The following is a 17,505-nucleotide window of genomic DNA, read 5'->3' as shown; positions in this document are numbered from 1 at the left end:
TAATTGTAATTTAGCGCTCTTCTAAAAAATCATAATGTTCAAAAAATATCTTTTCAAGTTAGAAAACATAATTGCATGGTCGCAATCGATATTAACAGAAAAACAATTCATTTTCTTATCCAGTATATTAGTTGGAATCACTTCGGCATTTGCTGTAATTGTTTTAAAAACCTTTGCACACTGGGTTTTTTCATTTGCCACATATATAAATGGTACTCTAAAATTAAGCTTTATTAACAGTGTTCTACCAATAGTAGGGATTTTGCTTACGGTATTTGTAATCAATAGAGTTCTGGGTGGTACAATTGAAAAAGGAACTTCACAGATTTTATATGCTGTAGCGAAAAAAGCAAGTATTATTCCAACAAAGCAAATGTATGCCCAAATCATTACTAGTTCCCTTACCGTTGGTTTAGGTGGATCTGCTGGTTTAGAAAGCCCCATTGTAATTACAGGAGCAGCTTTTGGTTCAAATTATGCTCAACGATATAAATTAAGTTATAAGGATAGGACTTTATTAATAGGCTGTGGAGTCGCAGCTGGAATAGCTGCTGCTTTTAATGCCCCCATTGCAGGAGTATTATTTGCCGTTGAAGTTTTATTGGTTGATGTGAGTATTTCTGCATTTACTCCCATTATGATTGCCGCAGCCACAGGTGCATTAGTATCGGTAATTGTGTTAGATGAGAATATCTTGTTATCCTTCAAACAGCAACAAACTTTTGATTATCACAATATAATTTATTACATCCTTTTGGGATTATTTACCGGATTCATTTCTATTTATTATTCAAGAAATTTTAATAAAACCGAACATTATTTTGCTACACTAAAACTCAACCCATATAAGAAAGCACTTTTCGGCGCTTCTATTTTAGCAATTATTATTTTTATCTTTCCTTCACTTTTTGGTGAAGGATATGAAAGTATTAAAACATTATCTGAAAATGACCCAGGACAATTAATGCAAAACACTCTTTTTAGTAGTTTTAGAAATAACAGTTGGGCTCTTTTAGCATTTGTTGGTTTGACGATGATGATGAAAGTTTTTGCTACAGGGATTACTTTAGGTTCAGGAGGAAATGGAGGTAACTTCGCTCCTTCCCTATTTTTGGGCTCGTATGTGGGTTTTTTCTTTTCTAAATTTCTAAATTTAACAGGACTCACTAATCTGCCCATTAGCAATTTTACGATGGTTGGAATGGCTGGAATTTTAAGTGGATTATTTCATGCCCCATTAACCGCAATTTTCTTAATCGCAGAAATCACGGGAGGTTACAACTTAATGATTCCGCTTATGATTGTCGCTTCTATCAGTTTTGCCATTTCAAAACGTTTTGAAAAACATTCGATGGATGCAAAAAGTTTAGTACAAAAAGGGCATGCTTTTACGAGCAACAAAGACACAAATATACTTGCTACATTAGACACTAATTCAATAATTCAAACAGACTATTTAACCGTTTCCACTGATGAAAATTTAGAACGATTAGTCGATTTAATTTCACACTCGAATCAAGTAATTTTTGCTGTAGTCGATAAAGAAAAGAAAATGGTTGGTATTGTCCATTTTAATACCATCCGAGAAATTATCTTTAATCAGTATCGCGTAAAATATACTTTGGTAAAAGAAATCATGACCGAACCTATTGAAATCATTTATCCAAATGACAGTATGGAAATAGTAATGAATAAATTTGAAAGTTCTAAAGTCGCTTTTCTTCCCGTAATAAAAGACGGAAAATATTTTGGATTTATATCCAAATCATTTGCGTTGGAAGCCTATAGAACCAAACTAAAATCGATGACAATAGAATAAATTTAATATCGGATAGATTTTAATTCTTGGATATCCGATATTAAGAAGTATATTTGTTGTTAATATGTGGAATATTGACTTAACATATCGACCAGAATTTCAATCAACCTTTGACAGATTGTATGAAAAAAAGCAAATTTTGCAATCCAGCAGACCTTTGCCAAACATCGCTTTGCATAAAATTAAAGAAAGTTTATCCATCGAGTGGACCTACAATTCTAATAGTATTGAAGGAAATACCATGAGTTTACGAGAAACACAGATGGTCATTCAAGAGGGTATTACCATAAAAGGAAAGTCACTTCGGGAGCATTTTGAAACTCACAATCATGATAAAGCCATTGACTATTTATATTCCATAGTAAATGATAATTATAATTTGCGAAGCATAGACATTTTATCATTACACGGATTAGTTTTACGCTCTATCGAAGATGATTTTGTAGGACGAATCCGCAACGGAGGAGTTCGCATTACAGGTGCTAATTTTATGCCACCAAATGCTAATAGAGTTTCGGATTTACTTGATGAGTTGATTGATTTTATAAATACAAATCCATTGCAACTTAATGATATAGAATTAGCAACTGTATTTCATCATAAATTAGTTTGGATACATCCTTTTTTTGATGGAAATGGGTGCACAGTTCGTCTGGCAATGAATCTATTATTGATGCGAAGTGGCTTTCCGCCTGCAATCATCTTAAAAAATGATAGAAAGAAATACTATGAAGCGCTCAATCAAGCGAATGGCGGTAATTATCAAAAATTGACCCTATTAATGTGTCAATCATTGGAACGTACTTTAAATATTTACATCAATGCTTTACCAGGTAATGAAAAAGAATATGTTGAAATTTCAAATCTGGTGCAAGAACCTAATATGCCTTATGGTCAAGAATATATTAGTTTACTAGCTAGAACAGGAAAAATTGATGCCTATAAAGAAGGTCGTAATTGGCTTACCACTAGAGAAGCCATTGAGGAATATATGGCAACAAGAAAGAGAAAACGCTAGCTTATGTTAGCGTTTTTTTATATTCTAATTTAACATAAACTTCTATACTGTTCTATCGAAAGAATAAATCAAAATGGTAACTTTGCTTTTTTGCAAAAATTATGCTAGACAAAGACAATACCATTGAAGTTCAAGGCGCTCGTGTTCACAATCTTAAAAATATAGATGTTTCCATTCCTCGAGAAAAACTAGTCGTAATTACTGGGCTTTCGGGATCAGGAAAATCATCATTAGCCTTCGATACCATTTATGCCGAAGGGCAACGTCGATACGTAGAAACATTTTCGGCTTATGCAAGACAGTTTCTAGGAGGTTTAGAACGTCCCGATGTGGATAAAATTGATGGACTTTCTCCCGTGATTGCCATCGAACAAAAAACGACTAGTAAAAGCCCCCGATCGACTGTAGGAACCATAACTGAAATTTACGATTTTCTGCGCTTGCTTTATGCTCGAGGTGCCGATGCGTATAGCTATAATACGGGCGAAAAGATGGTTAGTTATAATGATGAACAAATCAAAGATTTGATTATTAATGATTTTACCGGAAAACGTATCAATATATTAGCTCCAATTATTCGCGCTAGAAAAGGACATTATGCCGAGCTTTTTCAGCAAATTGCGAAGCAAGGTTTTCTTAAAGTTCGAGTGAATGGTGATATACTGGATATTACATTAGGAATGAAATTAGACCGTTATAAAACGCACGATATAGAAATTGTGGTAGACAGAATGGTGATTGATGATACTCCCGAAAATGAAAAACGGTTAAGCGATAGCATCAATACAGCGATGCATCATGGTGAAAACGTTTTGATGGTTTTAGACCAAGATTCTAATGAAGTACGGTTTTTCAGCAGGAATTTGATGTGTCCATCAACTGGAATCTCCTATCAAAATCCAGAACCAAATTTATTTTCTTTCAATTCCCCAAAAGGCGCTTGCGATCATTGCAACGGCTTAGGAACAGTAAATGAAATAAATCCAAAGAAGATTATTCCAAATCCAAAATTATCCATAAAAGCGGGCGGTTTTGCTCCTTTGGGCGAATACAAATCGTCTTGGATTTTCACGCAATTGGAAATTATAGGAGAAAAATACGGTTTCAAATTGACAGATGCTGTATCAACTATTCCAGAGGAAGCCATGGAAATGATTTTGAATGGCGGAAAAGAAAAATTTACAATCAATTCCAAAGATTTGGGAGTTGCCCGTGAATATAAAATTGATTTTGAAGGGATTTCTCATTTTATCAAAAACCAACATGACGAAAGCGGTTCAACAAGCATAAAACGTTGGGCTAAGGAATTCATGGACGAAATAAAATGTCCGGTTTGCGAAGGTTCCCGTTTGAAAAAAGAAGCACTATTCTTTAAAATAAACGAAAAAAATATTGCGGAATTGTGTGATATGGATATTTCGGATTTGACGTTGTGGTTTTACGATTTAGACAACCATTTGTCCGATAAACAAAAACGTATCGCTACTGAAGTTATAAAAGAAATTAAGGATAGACTGAATTTCTTGATGAATGTTGGTTTGGATTATTTGGCTTTAAGCCGAAGTTCTAAATCGCTATCTGGTGGTGAAGCACAACGCATCCGCTTGGCCACTCAAATCGGGTCGCAGTTGGTTGGTGTTTTGTATATTTTGGATGAACCAAGTATTGGTTTACACCAAAGAGACAATGATAAACTTATTCATTCTTTGGAGCAATTACGAGATATTGGGAACTCCGTTATTGTGGTGGAACACGATAAAGACATGATTGAACGTGCGGATTATGTGATTGATATTGGACCAAAAGCTGGGAAATATGGCGGCGAAATCATCAGTAAAGGAACACCTGCCGAAATCTTGAAACACCATACCATCACAGCAATGTACATGAACGGCGAGATGAAAATCGAAGTTCCAGCAAAACGCCGTGAGGGAAATGGAAAATTCTTAAAATTAACTGGAGCAACTGGAAATAACCTGAAAAACGTTTCGATAGAATTGCCTTTGGGCAAAATGATTTGCGTGACCGGAGTTTCGGGAAGCGGAAAATCTACCTTGATTAATGAGACGCTCTACCCTATTTTGAATGCGTATTATTTTAATGGTGTCAAAAAACCACAACCTTATAAAAAAATTGAAGGTCTAGAACATATTGACAAAGTAATTGATATTGACCAAAGTCCAATTGGGAGAACGCCACGCTCGAATCCTGCAACATATACAGAAGTGTTTACCGAAATAAGAAATCTGTTTACGATGACTTCCGAAAGTATGATTCGGGGATATAAAGCAGGTCGTTTTAGTTTCAATGTGAAAGGCGGACGTTGTGAAACCTGCGAAGGTTCAGGAGTACGAACGATTGAAATGAACTTTTTGCCTGATGTCTATGTGGAATGTGAAACCTGTCAAGGAAAACGTTTTAACAGAGAAACTTTGGAAATTCGATTCAAAGGAAAATCCATTTCGGATGTGCTGAATATGACCGTAGATGAAGCGGTTCCGTTCTTTGAAATGATTCCTAAGATTTATAGAAAAGTAAAAACAATTCAGGATGTTGGTTTGGGATATATCACTCTTGGACAACAAAGCACGACACTTTCTGGTGGAGAAGCACAACGCATCAAATTGGCAGGTGAATTGTCTAAAAAAGATACTGGAAACACTTTTTACATTCTCGACGAACCCACAACTGGCTTGCATTTTGAAGATATCAGAGTGTTGATGGAAGTAATCAATAAACTGGTTAATAAAGGAAATACGATCTTGATTATCGAACATAATATGGACGTAATCAAACTGGCAGATTACATTATAGATATTGGTCCTGAAGGCGGAAAAGGCGGCGGACAACTTATTGCGAAAGGAACTCCTGAGGAAATTATAAAAAATAAAAAAAGCTATACGGCGCAGTTCTTGAAAAAAGAATTACTTTAGTCGATTGGAGTCCTAGCCCAGATAGAAGCGATATCCTTTTTATTTTTTTTCTTTAAAAAGTAAAAAGATACAAGCGAATAGCTGGAAATAGCTCCAAAAAATTGATATTAAATTATATTTTAGAAGATGAGATTAGAAGATTTTGACAATGACGAGGATAAAGTAATCCAAGACCGGATGAAAAGAAAGACTTGGAATGAGATTAGAACCAATGATAGTTGGGCAATTTTTAAAATCATGGCCGAGTTTGTCAACGGTTATGAAAGCATGGGGCGCATAGGTCCGTGTGTGACTATTTTTGGATCTGCCAGAACAAAACCAGAGGATAAATATTATTTACTGGCTGAGAAAATTGCCTATAAAATAAGTAAAGCCGGCTATGGCGTCATCACTGGCGGAGGACCTGGAATTATGGAAGCGGGTAATAAAGGTGCACATTTAGGTGGCGGAACCTCTGTGGGGCTTAATATTGAATTGCCATTTGAACAACATTACAACCCTTATATTGACAGCGACAAAAATTTGAATTTTGATTATTTCTTTGTTCGAAAGGTAATGTTTGTTAAATATTCGCAAGGATTTGTTGTGATGCCGGGAGGTTTTGGAACTATGGACGAATTGTTTGAAGCGATGACTTTAATTCAGACAAAAAAAATCGCCAGATTCCCGATAATATTAGTTGGTACCAGCTTTTGGGCAGGATTAATTGATTGGATCAAAACAGTTTTGGTAGAAAAAGAGCACACTGTCCATGCGGAGGATTTGAATTTGTTTAAAATTGTTGATACCGAAGATGAAGTGGTTGAAGTTTTAGATAAGTTTTATAAAAAATACGATTTAACTCCCAATTTTTAAGAAAAAGCTGCTTTTATGCAGCTTTTTTTATTTTATTTTGAATCGACATTTTTTCATTTTGTGTCTAATAATAAGTACTTTTATTTTTTTAAAATTTTAAAACGGCTACTTGAAATTATTTTATAAAATCATCTTTTTTAATCTTGTTTTATTGAGTTCGATAAAACAATATGGACAACATCATTCTAAGATGATTATCGAGTTGAATTCAGAGGATAAAGCGCTGAACATACAACAAGAAATCTCTTTTTTTAACCAATCGAGTGACACTTTGACGTCGATTGTTTTGAATGATTGGAACAATGGGTATTCTAATAAAAATACACCATTAGCTAAACGTTTTTCTGATGAATTTTACCGAGGTTTTCATCTGGCGAAAGAAGAAGAACGAGGGAGTACAAAAAATTTAACCGTATCAGATTCAAATCTGTCGATAATTTCTTGGGAACGAACAGAGAAGAATCCGGATTTAATTGTAGTCAAATTAAAAGAAAAATTACTTCCCAATCAGAAAGTAATTTTACAACTTACTTATATTACTAAAATTCCCAGTGATAAATTTACAAAATATGGCTACGGTAAAGACGGGGAAATGAACCTAAAAAACTGGTTCCTTACTCCTGCCCGCTATGAAAACCATGATTTTATTCGGAACAACAATAACAATTTAGATGATATTGCCAATGCCGTTTCAGATTTTGACATTGACTTGAAAATTCCAAAAAACTTAGAAATCACTTCTGATTTAAATAATAGTTTAACCCCTAAAAATGAGGTCTTTTCTAACTATAAACTATCTGGAAATAACAGAACAGATTTTAGTCTTTTTATAGAACCAAAATCTACTTTCATCATTTATAAAAACAGTGCAACTGAAGTCCTGACCAATCTTAAAGAAAATAAAGTAAGTGCCGTTCAAAAAGCAATTATTGTGGATCGTGTAATGAATTATGCCAATAACCTGATTGGAAAATATCCACATGAAAAAATAATTGTTTCCCAAACAGATTATGAAAGAAATCCTTTCTACGGTTTGAATCAGTTGCCGTCTTTTTTAAGTCCATTTTCGGATGAATTTATTTTTGAAATCAAATTTTTAAAAACCTACCTGAATTCCTATTTAAAAAACAGTTTGCGTTTAGATCCAAGAAAAGACAACTGGATTTATGATGGAATTCAAGTCTATGCAATGATGAAATACATTGATGAAAATTATCCAAATACCAAGATGTTTGGCAGTGTTTCTAAATTTAGATTATTGAAAAGTTATAATTTGACTAATTTAGATTTTAACGAGCAATACAGCTATTTTTACATGCTAATGGCTCGAAAAAATTTAGATCAGCCACTAGGAAATCCAAAAAACAGCTTGATAAAATTCAACGAACAGATTGCCAGTAAATACCGGGCCGGACTTAGTCTTATCTATTTAGACGATTATCTTGACCACAATATTGTAAACAGTAGTATTCGTCAGTTTTATACTCAAAATAAGGAAAAACAAACTTCAAGAGATGATTTTGAAACAATATTAAAATCCAATTCAAATAAAGATATCAACTGGTTTTTTAAAACGATTATTAACTCTCGTGATATTATTGATTACAAATTTTCTACTGTTTCAAGAACTCAAGACAGTATAACCTTTTCTGTAAAAAGTAAAACAGGTGTTTTAGTTCCAGTTCCTGTTTACGGTATCAAAAAAGGGGAAATTATTTTTAAGAAATGGCTTGATATTCCCGAAATAGACAGCAGTTTTACAATTGAAAGAAAAAGTGTCGATAAAATCGTTTTAAACTATAAAAATGAAGTTCCAGAGTACAATTTGAGAAACAACTGGAAATCATTAAAAAGCTTTTACCCAAACAATCGTCCTATTAAATTTAATTTTATGAAGGATTTAGAAGATCCTTATTACAATCAAATTTTGTATGTCCCTTCCTTATCTTATAATTTATATGATGGTTTGTCTCCCGGTTTGCGATTACACAATAAAACGATACTGGATAAACCTTTTACTTTTGACATTAATCCGTCTTATTCAACGAAAACTAATAATTTTTCAGGATCGGGTTCATTAGCAATCAATCAAAATTATAGAAATAGCAGACTTTATAACGTGAGATATTCTCTGTCAAGCTCCTATTTTCATTACGCTCCTGATGCATCTTACCTAAGGATAAATCCTATGGTTCTACTGAGAATCAGAGAAGAAAATTTTAGAGACAACAGAAAACAAGCAATATTGTTACGACAAGTACTCGTAAATAAAGAAAAGAGTTCCATTTTGCTTACTAATTCAAAAGAAAATTATTCCGTATTTGATGCAAAATATTTTAATTCAAAAACGGAAGTTACTAATCATTTTGGTTTCACCTCTGATTTACAAATCTCAAGTGAATTTGGGAAAATTTCAGGCGAATTGGAATATAGAAAGCTTTTTGAAAACAATCTTCAGATTAATTTGAGAATGTACGCCGGTAGTTTTTTGTATAATAAAACGGATTCTGATTTTTATAGTTTTGCACTTGACAGACCCACGGATTATCTATTTGATTACAATTATTACGGCCGATCTGAAAAGGCAGGTCTTTTTAGTCAACAATTCATATTAGCCGAAGGAGGATTCAAATCCAAACTAGCTGCTCCATATGCCAATCAATGGATTACAACGGTAAACGGAAGTTTTAATATCTGGAATTGGATTGAAATTTATGGTGATGTAGGTGTAGTTAAAAATAAGTTTCAGAACGGCAAATTTGTTTATGATTCTGGTATTCGTCTCAACTTGGTCACCGATTATTTTGAATTGTTTTTTCCTGTATATTCTAATAATGGATGGGAAATAGGACAAAATAATTATAATGAAAAAATAAGATTTTTAGTTACTTTATCACCAAAAACATTAATCAATATTTTTAATCGAAAATGGTTTTAATTCATTACAAATACCATTTATATTTACATTATTACTAAAAAAATAGTTATTTAAGTACTTATAATTAAAAAAGAGCCCCTTTTTTATCCAAATATATTGCAATAATTTAATTATATTTTTTTCAATGAATTATGAAAATAGCTAGTTTTTAATTAAATTTGCCTCACAAAGTTATACTTTTCAATTATGATAAAAGAAAAAATCAATTCTACATTGACATTTGAAGATTTCAAAACCGAAGTATTAAATGACTATCGAATAGCCACAATAAGCAGGGAATGTAGTCTATTAGGACGTAAGGAAGTATTAACTGGAAAAGCAAAATTCGGAATCTTTGGAGACGGAAAAGAAGTTCCACAATTGGCAATGGCCAAAGCTTTCAAAGACGGTGATTTTCGCTCTGGATATTATCGCGACCAAACTTTTATGATGGCCATTGGTGAATTAACCGTGCAACAATTTTTTGCCGGATTGTATGGTCACACTGATATTGAACAAGAACCGATGTCAGCAGGAAGACAAATGGGTGGTCACTTTGCCACTCACAGTTTAAATGAAGACGGATCTTGGAAAGATTTAACGAAACAAAAAAATTCAAGCGCTGATATATCTCCTACTGCCGGGCAAATGCCTCGATTATTGGGACTTGCACAAGCTTCAAAGATATACAGACAGGTTTCAGGAATACCCAATGCAACTAATTTCTCTAATGGAGGTAATGAAATTGCCTGGGGAACTATTGGAAATGCAAGTACATCTGAAGGTTTATTTTTTGAGACCATAAATGCTGCGGGTGTTTTACAAGTGCCTATGGTTATGAGTGTTTGGGATGATGAATACGGTATTTCGGTACATGCAAAACATCAAACTACTAAAGAAAACATTTCTGAAATTTTAAAAGGATACCAAAAAGAAGGAGATACAAACGGGTTTGAAATACTGCGAGTAAAAGGTTGGGACTATGTTGATCTAGTAGCTACTTATGAAAAAGCAGCTCTCATATCAAGAGAAAATCACGTTCCAGTTTTAATTCATGTAAATGAACTCACTCAACCACAAGGACATTCTAGTTCTGGTTCTCATGAAAGATATAAAGACGCAGCCCGATTAGCGTGGGAAAGAGATTTTGATTGTCTTCGCCAAATGAAACTATGGATGATTGCTATTAATATTGCCTCTCCAGAAGAAATTGAAGCTATTGACCAAGAAGCCAAAAAACAAGTAATGGAAGGTAAAAAGGCGGCCTGGAGCGCCTTTTTGAATCCTATTATTGAAGAACAAAAAGAACTGATTTCTTTGCTACAAAAAATAGCGGAAACTAGCAAAAATAAAGAAACAATCTTAAATTTCATTTCTGAATTAAGCAGCAATAAATCTCCTTTGAAAAAAGAGATTCTTGTTGCAGCCAGAAAAACATTACGATTAGTAATGAATGAAAACGGAAAAGAGGAATTGTCTCAATGGATAACGGCGTATACTAAAAAAACACAGAAAAATTTTAGTAGCAACTTATTTTCTGAAACTGATTTGAATGTGTTTTCAGTTGAAAAAGTTTTACCCCAATATTCCGAAAATGCCACAGAAGACACTGATGGACGAATGATATTGCGTGATAATTTTGATGCTATTTTTACAAAATATCCTGAGACTTTGATTTTTGGAGAAGATGCAGGAAATATTGGTGATGTAAACCAAGGTTTAGAAGGAATGCAAGAGAAATACGGAGAACTTCGTGTAGCCGATGTAGGAATTCGTGAAGCAACCATTATTGGTCAAGGTATTGGAATGGCATTGCGTGGCTTACGCCCAATTGCTGAAATTCAATATTTAGATTATTTATTGTATGCCATCCAAATCATGAGTGATGATTTAGCCACCTTAAGATATCGTACGGTAGGAAAACAAAAAGCTCCACTAATTATACGCACACGTGGCCATCGTTTAGAAGGAATCTGGCATTCTGGATCTCCTATGGGAATGATCATAAACGCCATCAGAGGAATACATGTGTTAGTACCTAGAAACATGACGCAAGCAGCAGGTTTTTATAATTCTTTATTGGAATGTGACGAACCAGCTTTAGTGATCGAATGTTTGAATGGCTACCGATTAAAAGAAAAAATGCCTTTGAACTATGGTGAATTTAAAACCCCAATTGGCGTTGTTGAAACGTTGAAAGAAGGAACAGATATAACCTTGGTTTCGTATGGTTCCACTTTGAGATTGGTACAACAAGCGGCCAAAGAATTGCTTGAAGTAGGTATTGATTGTGAGATTATAGATTTACAGTCTTTATTACCATTTGATATTAATAAAGATTTAGTGAAAAGTATCATCAAAACGAATCGTCTCTTAGTAATTGACGAGGATGTTCCAGGCGGAGCTTCAGCTTATATCTTGCAACAAATTATCGAGCAACAGGATGGTTATAATTATTTAGACAGTAAACCGCAAACTTTAACTTCAAAAGCACACAGACCTGCTTATGGAACAGATGGTGATTATTTCTCTAAACCTTCAACTGAGGACATTTTCGAAAAAGTCTATGCTATGATGAACGAGGTAAATCCGACTAAATATCCGAATTTATATTAAAGAAAATAAAATTTTTCTAAATCCCAACTTTTATAAAGTTGGGATTTTTTTTATCTATCAATCTACTATTTTTCCAAGTTACATAGCTACAAGCATCAACCTAAAATAACCACCAACAGTCTAGATTTCAAATCAGTAAATAGATTTTTTTACTGTTATAAAAAGATAGAAACTACAAATAATTCTAATAAAATGATTAAAGTTTTTATTGAATATATAGAACCGGTATAAAGTCCTCATGGCTATATATATATATATATATATATAAAGGAAAATGATTGTTTTGATATTCTTCTTACTCATGGTAATAGTTAAAGAGGAAAAATGTTGATAATTTTAGTACCGTTGTTACAATTAAAAAACACTAGTATTTTTTAATGAAGTAATCTAAAAAGCCAATCTAAAGTGAATTTATTGGCTATTTTAATTCCAACTAAGGAATAGCATTAAAAGAAAATAATACGAACTATGTTAAGAGCTTACGAAAAAGTAATAGTGTTTTCATTTTTATTTTAAAGTCCATATAAATAATAGAAAAATAACGTTTTATCATGTATTTCTTATAACGATTTACAAAAGTTACCGGCCTCAAAACTCCATACCGCAACCTTTCGTTTTAACGTTTTAATGCAAACCTTAAAATTGCTAATTAACTGAAAACCAATCTTGTAATTACATAGACGTTTTCGAGATTTAATAATAAATAATTACTCGTTAAAATTTGCGAATTAATTAATATTGCTGCTTTTTTCTTTTAACATTTAATTACGAAAAAAGGAAAGGACTTAGTGCTAATTTTATGGAACTCAATTTAATCCGTAAAAAAGCTGATTAAAAACTTCGGAATAGATACTGTATTTCTAATTATTACAAATCACAGTATCTGTTTCTACTTATTATATCTCAGTAAAAGGACGATTAAATCTTTTTTAACAAATTAAAAATAAATTTATGTCTATTCAAACAACAAATCCTGCAACAAACAAAGTTGTAAAATCATTCAACGAAATGACTGATGAGCAAATTGAAGCTGCACTTCAAAAGTCAAATAACACTTTTCAAGAATGGAAAAAAACTTCTTACGGAGATCGAGCTAAACTATTACGTAAAGTAGCCTCGCTAATGCGGAAACGAAAAAGCGACTTAGCCAAGTTAATTACTCTTGAAATGGGGAAAATTATTTCACAAGCGGAATGGGAAATTGATTTAAGCGCAGATATATTGGACTATTATGCAGATAATGGTGCTGAATTTCTTGCCGATAAAAAATTAAACCCTGAATCAGGCGAAGCGTTTATTCGCAGTAGCGCGATAGGTGTTTTATTTGGAGTGATGCCTTGGAACTTTCCATTTTATCAGGTAGTACGATTTGCCGCTCCAAATATAATGGTAGGAAATACAATTTTATTAAAACATGCATCTATAGTGCCTCAATGTGCTATTGCAATTGAAGATTTATTTACAGAAGCTAAAGCTCCAGAAGGACTTTACATAAATTTATTGATTTCAGGAAAGCGAAGTACAGCATTAGTAAGTGATCAAAGAATCAAGGGAGTTTCATTAACTGGAAGCGAAGGTGCCGGTTCAAGTATTGCTGAAGCTGCAGGAAAACATTTAAAAAACTCAGTTCTTGAATTAGGTGGTAGCGATGCCTTTATTGTACTGGAAGACGCTGACATCGATACCGCTGTAGAAATGGCTATTGCAGGAAGAATGAACAATAATGGTCAAAGCTGTATAGCTTCAAAAAGATTTATTGCAGTAGCATCCATAGCCGATGAGTTTTTAGAAAAATTTACTAAAAAAGTCGCTGCCCTTAAAGTTGGAGACCCAATGGATCCAAATACACAAGTAGGACCCCTTAGCAGCGAAGAAGCTTTAGTAAATATATTGGAACAGGTTAAAAGATTTGAGAAAGCAGGTGCGAAAATTTTAGTGGGTGGTAAAAGGGCTTCTGATGCTGGTGCCTTTATGCAACCTACAATTTTAACTAATTTAAAACGGGGAGTGCCTACTTTTCAAGAAGAATTGTTTGGCCCCGTAGCCTCATTCTATAAAGTCGAAAATGAAGAAGAAGCAATAGACCTTGCAAATGATTCGCCTTTTGGCTTAGGAGGATCTATTTATACAAAAGATATAAAACGAGCCGTAAAAATAGCCGATAAGATTGATAGCGGTATGATTTTCATCAATCACCCTACTTCAACACAACCGGATTTACCTTTTGGAGGAACTAAAGGATCAGGGTACGGACGTGAATTATCTGAGCTAGGAATTAGTGAGTTTGTAAATAAAAAACTTATTAGAGTAATCTAATAGGATTGCTCTATTTAAAATATGTTTTATAACTTTTAAATAGAGCGATATTTTTTCTGTTTATATTAAATGCGTGTTTCATCTATACAATATTTTAAATTACAAAAATATGACAACAAGGCAAATTATTATGGAAGCAAGACCTAACGGAACAGTCTTAATTAAGAATTTTAAAATTGAAAATACCACCTTAAATAAAAAAGATGCTGGGGAAGTATTATTAAAAGGAAAATGTTAATTAGTAGATCCTTATATGCGTGGTCGAATGAATAATGCCAAATAATATGTTGAACCTTTTAAAATAATTGAACATCTGGAAGGTCGTGCAGTTGCAATTGTGATAGAGAGCAAATGAGATAAATTTAAAATAGGTGATACAGTGGTAGGGAGATTTCAATGGAAGGAAACTTTTATGTCAAAAGATGATATGATACAAAAGGTCGATAAAAATGTTCCTGAGTTGAGTTACTACTTAAGTATATTAGGCATGACCGATTTAATTGCTTATTTTGGTTTGATGGATTTCCTGAAGGGATGAAGCAGTTATCCACATGGGTCAAAGAAGGAAAACTAAAATTTACGCGAACAATTGTGAATGGATTTGACCAATTACCCACCGCATTTCTAGGTTTAATTGTAGGTAATAACAACAGTATAATGATTGTCAAAGCTTAATTTTGAAAGTAAAAATAAAAGAAAGAAGTCGTTAGCTTCATTATATTGCAACTTCTAGACGCTTTTTTTTAATTTATTTTCACCTATCTAAAATAGAATCCAATCGCTTTAACTTAAGGAAAATTCTTCCAATAAAGACAATGAAAAAATTAGGCCATCTAAAGTCTATAAAAATTATAAAACAATTTTCGGTAAAGGCGAAAAAATTTGCAAAATAAGTTATTTCACAAATGGCTATTATAAGAAAAGTATTAAATTATATAGTGTCGTTAATTATAATATATCTAGACGTTTAAGAACTCTAAAAAAAGTAGAATTAATCAAATTTATACAATACAAAATTATCATCTTGAGCTTAAAAAAATAGTTATAAACTTTTCCTAACCGTTACTTAAAAACTTGCTATTACTTTAAACTGGACAATATGCAATTTTTAAGCCTTTTACAAATAATGAAAAGACCTTGTTCAAAGTCAAGCAAATTTTGATTTTAATGAATTGTTATTTTTTTATAATTCTTAAAACAATACTTTATCAATAAAATATTAATTTAATCAAAAATAGAAATTATGGAAAAATATGCATTATTAGCACGATTAGAAGCTAAACCTGGAAAAGAAAATGAAGTTGCTGCATTTTTAAAAAGTGCATTACCATTGGTTTTAGACGAACCAGACACTGTAAACTGGTATGGCTGGCAAATAGGAACTTCCACATTTGGAATTTTTGATACATTTGAAACTGAAGCTGGCAGAAAAGCGCATCTAGCAGGTAAAATTGCAGAAGCTTTAATGGCAAATGCGGGTACCTTACTATCCAAAGATCCTGTTATTGAATTTTTAGAATTATTGGCCGTAAAATAATCGAAAAGCTATTTATTTTTTTCTAAAAAATTACAAAGTACTCTTTTGCGAATAGCACCTTTTTACTTTGAATTCAAAATTAAAAGTTACATTGCCAACGTAAAATTTTTATGTTGGCATTTTTTATTTTAAATTTAGACCTTATTAGAATATTAAATTACAAAAATGCTTGAAACTATCTTAGAAAACATTCAAAATGTAAAAGTTATTGATGAAACTATTGACTATGACAAATACATTCCGTTAGATTTATCAGTTTCGAATGCTATTTTTTCACAACAAGAAATTGACAATTCAAATGATTTTGAAGAATATATTGAAAAATATTTATCAGAAAAACATGCGAAAGTAGCTTTTGGTGGTTATAATGAAGTACGGAATTTATATAAAAGAAGTACTGTTTTTAATGTTCAAAACACTGATGAACGCAATGTTCATATTGGCCTAGATTTATGGATAAAAGCAGGAACGTCAGTATTAGCCGCGCTAGATGGTGTAGTTCATAGCTTCAAATATAATATCGGTTTAGGTGATTATGGACCTACTATTATTTTAGAACACAAAATTGAAAATCATGTTTTTTACACCTTATATGGGCATCTTTCCTTAGACAGTATTTCCAAGATTCAAAAAGGAGATATTTATAAGAAAGGTCAACAAATAGCCACTTTGGGAACGGCATTGGTAAATGGAGATTACTCGCCTCATCTACATTTTCAAATTATAAAAAACTTATCCAATAATTTTGGCGATTATCCAGGAGTTTGCAGTAAAAATGACCTCCCTTATTATTTAGAAAACTGTCCAGATCCAAATATCTTATTAAAAATTAAATAAATTATGAAAAAATTAATTCTTGTTTTGTCCATCCTTTTGCTTGTTGGTTGTAAATCGAAAAAAGTTACAAATACTCCAGAACCTGTAGAAGTTAAAATCGTTAAACTTTCCCTTTCGGCAATAGATGAAAATCAAAAATCTAAAGCATATGAATTAGGTAAAAGAGTTTTAATGACGTGCAACACCTCCAAGTTTAAACCTTTTAACGAAAGTGAAGCAACACAATCCGTAATTAAAAACACAACGGAAGAAAAATTGACAAAAACATGTACCAAATTCCGTCAATATTATGGAACTTTTAAAGACCTTCAATTAGTGGAGGCTTATAAAAATATTTATGAAAAAACAACCGTTTTTCGTTATAAAGCTTTATACACAAAAAAGGTTGCAAATAAAGAACTAAGGGTATCCATGAATGATGAAAACAAAGTTTCCTCGATTAAATCCCTTGATTGGGTGGACACTTTTCAAAACAAATAACTTTAAATAAAATTCCTTAGTATAAGCACCGTAATTTAAGTAGCCATAATATTGATTTCTCAGTGAATAGTATGTAAAAAACCAATAGCGTCCTAAACGATTAAAAAAGAATGGCTAGTTTTTAACTCAAAGTTTACCTTTGAGGTGACCAAAAAACAAAAGCCATTCTCGATGACA

11 protein-coding genes are annotated in these 17,505 nt (G+C 32.6%); all 11 read left to right on the top strand.

Annotation, left to right across the window (positions count from 1 at the left end; translation table 11 throughout):
- Positions 1 to 34: 34 nt before the first annotated feature.
- The 11 genes from IWX84_RS12240 (at position 35) to IWX84_RS12195 (ending at position 17,328) form a co-directional block, all read left to right on the top strand.
- Positions 35 to 1,819, top strand: coding sequence for a chloride channel protein (locus tag IWX84_RS12240; protein ID WP_196851046.1), 1,785 nt, complete (start codon positions 35 to 37; stop codon positions 1,817 to 1,819).
- Between the two features lie 64 nt (positions 1,820 to 1,883).
- Positions 1,884 to 2,837, top strand: coding sequence for a Fic family protein (locus IWX84_RS12235; RefSeq protein ID WP_196851045.1), 954 nt, complete (start codon positions 1,884 to 1,886; stop codon positions 2,835 to 2,837).
- A gap of 101 nt (positions 2,838 to 2,938) precedes the next feature.
- Complete coding sequence (uvrA, locus tag IWX84_RS12230) at positions 2,939 to 5,770, top strand: excinuclease ABC subunit UvrA (protein WP_196851044.1); 2,832 nt, start codon at positions 2,939 to 2,941, stop codon at positions 5,768 to 5,770.
- A 126-nt stretch (positions 5,771 to 5,896) separates the two neighbouring features.
- Entirely contained in the window at positions 5,897 to 6,625 is a 729-nt protein-coding gene (locus IWX84_RS12225; protein WP_196851043.1) for a TIGR00730 family Rossman fold protein, read from the top strand.
- A 190-nt stretch (positions 6,626 to 6,815) separates the two neighbouring features.
- Positions 6,816 to 9,563, top strand: a complete 2,748-nt coding sequence (locus IWX84_RS12220) for an aminopeptidase (protein WP_196851112.1) — start codon at positions 6,816 to 6,818, stop codon at positions 9,561 to 9,563.
- A gap of 186 nt (positions 9,564 to 9,749) precedes the next feature.
- Positions 9,750 to 12,158, top strand: a complete 2,409-nt coding sequence (locus IWX84_RS12215; RefSeq protein WP_196851042.1) for a thiamine pyrophosphate-dependent enzyme — start codon at positions 9,750 to 9,752, stop codon at positions 12,156 to 12,158.
- Positions 12,159 to 13,109: 951 nt separating this feature from the next.
- Positions 13,110 to 14,474: an NAD-dependent succinate-semialdehyde dehydrogenase gene (locus IWX84_RS12210; protein ID WP_196851041.1), complete on the top strand. Its 1,365-nt coding sequence runs from the start codon at positions 13,110 to 13,112 to the stop codon at positions 14,472 to 14,474.
- Positions 14,475 to 14,583: 109 nt separating this feature from the next.
- Positions 14,584 to 14,712, top strand: a complete 129-nt coding sequence (locus IWX84_RS15465) for a hypothetical protein (RefSeq protein ID WP_255549324.1) — start codon at positions 14,584 to 14,586, stop codon at positions 14,710 to 14,712.
- Positions 14,713 to 15,717: 1,005 nt separating this feature from the next.
- The gene (locus IWX84_RS12205; RefSeq protein ID WP_196851040.1) at positions 15,718 to 16,011 is read left to right on the top strand and encodes a putative quinol monooxygenase; all 294 of its coding nucleotides are present in this window, start codon (positions 15,718 to 15,720) and stop codon (positions 16,009 to 16,011) included.
- Between the two features lie 165 nt (positions 16,012 to 16,176).
- Positions 16,177 to 16,848: a peptidoglycan DD-metalloendopeptidase family protein gene (locus tag IWX84_RS12200; RefSeq protein ID WP_196851039.1), complete on the top strand. Its 672-nt coding sequence runs from the start codon at positions 16,177 to 16,179 to the stop codon at positions 16,846 to 16,848.
- Between the two features lie 3 nt (positions 16,849 to 16,851).
- Positions 16,852 to 17,328 (top strand): hypothetical protein, encoded by a 477-nt coding sequence (locus tag IWX84_RS12195; RefSeq protein ID WP_196851038.1) that lies wholly within the window; start codon positions 16,852 to 16,854, stop codon positions 17,326 to 17,328.
- Positions 17,329 to 17,505 lie beyond the last annotated feature (177 nt).

It is taken from the genome of Flavobacterium sp. CG_9.10 (assembly GCF_015752245.1).
In the GTDB taxonomy this organism is placed as follows: domain Bacteria; phylum Bacteroidota; class Bacteroidia; order Flavobacteriales; family Flavobacteriaceae; genus Flavobacterium.
The sequence above is the reverse complement of the archived record's forward strand: the minus strand, read 5'-3'. Positions and strand labels throughout refer to the sequence as shown.

Bases quoted from the DNA above. Each gene is read 5' to 3' on its own strand.
- IWX84_RS12205 (WP_196851040.1), top strand. From the start codon at position 15,718: ATGGAAAAATATGCATTATTAGCACGATTAGAAGCTAAACCTGGAAAA.
- IWX84_RS12200 (WP_196851039.1), top strand. From the start codon at position 16,177: ATGCTTGAAACTATCTTAGAAAACATTCAAAATGTAAAAGTTATTGAT.
- IWX84_RS12225 (WP_196851043.1), top strand. From the start codon at position 5,897: ATGAGATTAGAAGATTTTGACAATGACGAGGATAAAGTAATCCAAGAC.
- uvrA (WP_196851044.1), top strand. From the start codon at position 2,939: ATGCTAGACAAAGACAATACCATTGAAGTTCAAGGCGCTCGTGTTCAC.
- IWX84_RS12220 (WP_196851112.1), top strand. From the start codon at position 6,816: ATGATTATCGAGTTGAATTCAGAGGATAAAGCGCTGAACATACAACAA.
- IWX84_RS12195 (WP_196851038.1), top strand. From the start codon at position 16,852: ATGAAAAAATTAATTCTTGTTTTGTCCATCCTTTTGCTTGTTGGTTGT.
- IWX84_RS12240 (WP_196851046.1), top strand. From the start codon at position 35: ATGTTCAAAAAATATCTTTTCAAGTTAGAAAACATAATTGCATGGTCG.
- IWX84_RS12210 (WP_196851041.1), top strand. From the start codon at position 13,110: ATGTCTATTCAAACAACAAATCCTGCAACAAACAAAGTTGTAAAATCA.
- IWX84_RS12235 (WP_196851045.1), top strand. From the start codon at position 1,884: ATGTGGAATATTGACTTAACATATCGACCAGAATTTCAATCAACCTTT.
- IWX84_RS15465 (WP_255549324.1), top strand. From the start codon at position 14,584: ATGACAACAAGGCAAATTATTATGGAAGCAAGACCTAACGGAACAGTC.
- IWX84_RS12215 (WP_196851042.1), top strand. From the start codon at position 9,750: ATGATAAAAGAAAAAATCAATTCTACATTGACATTTGAAGATTTCAAA.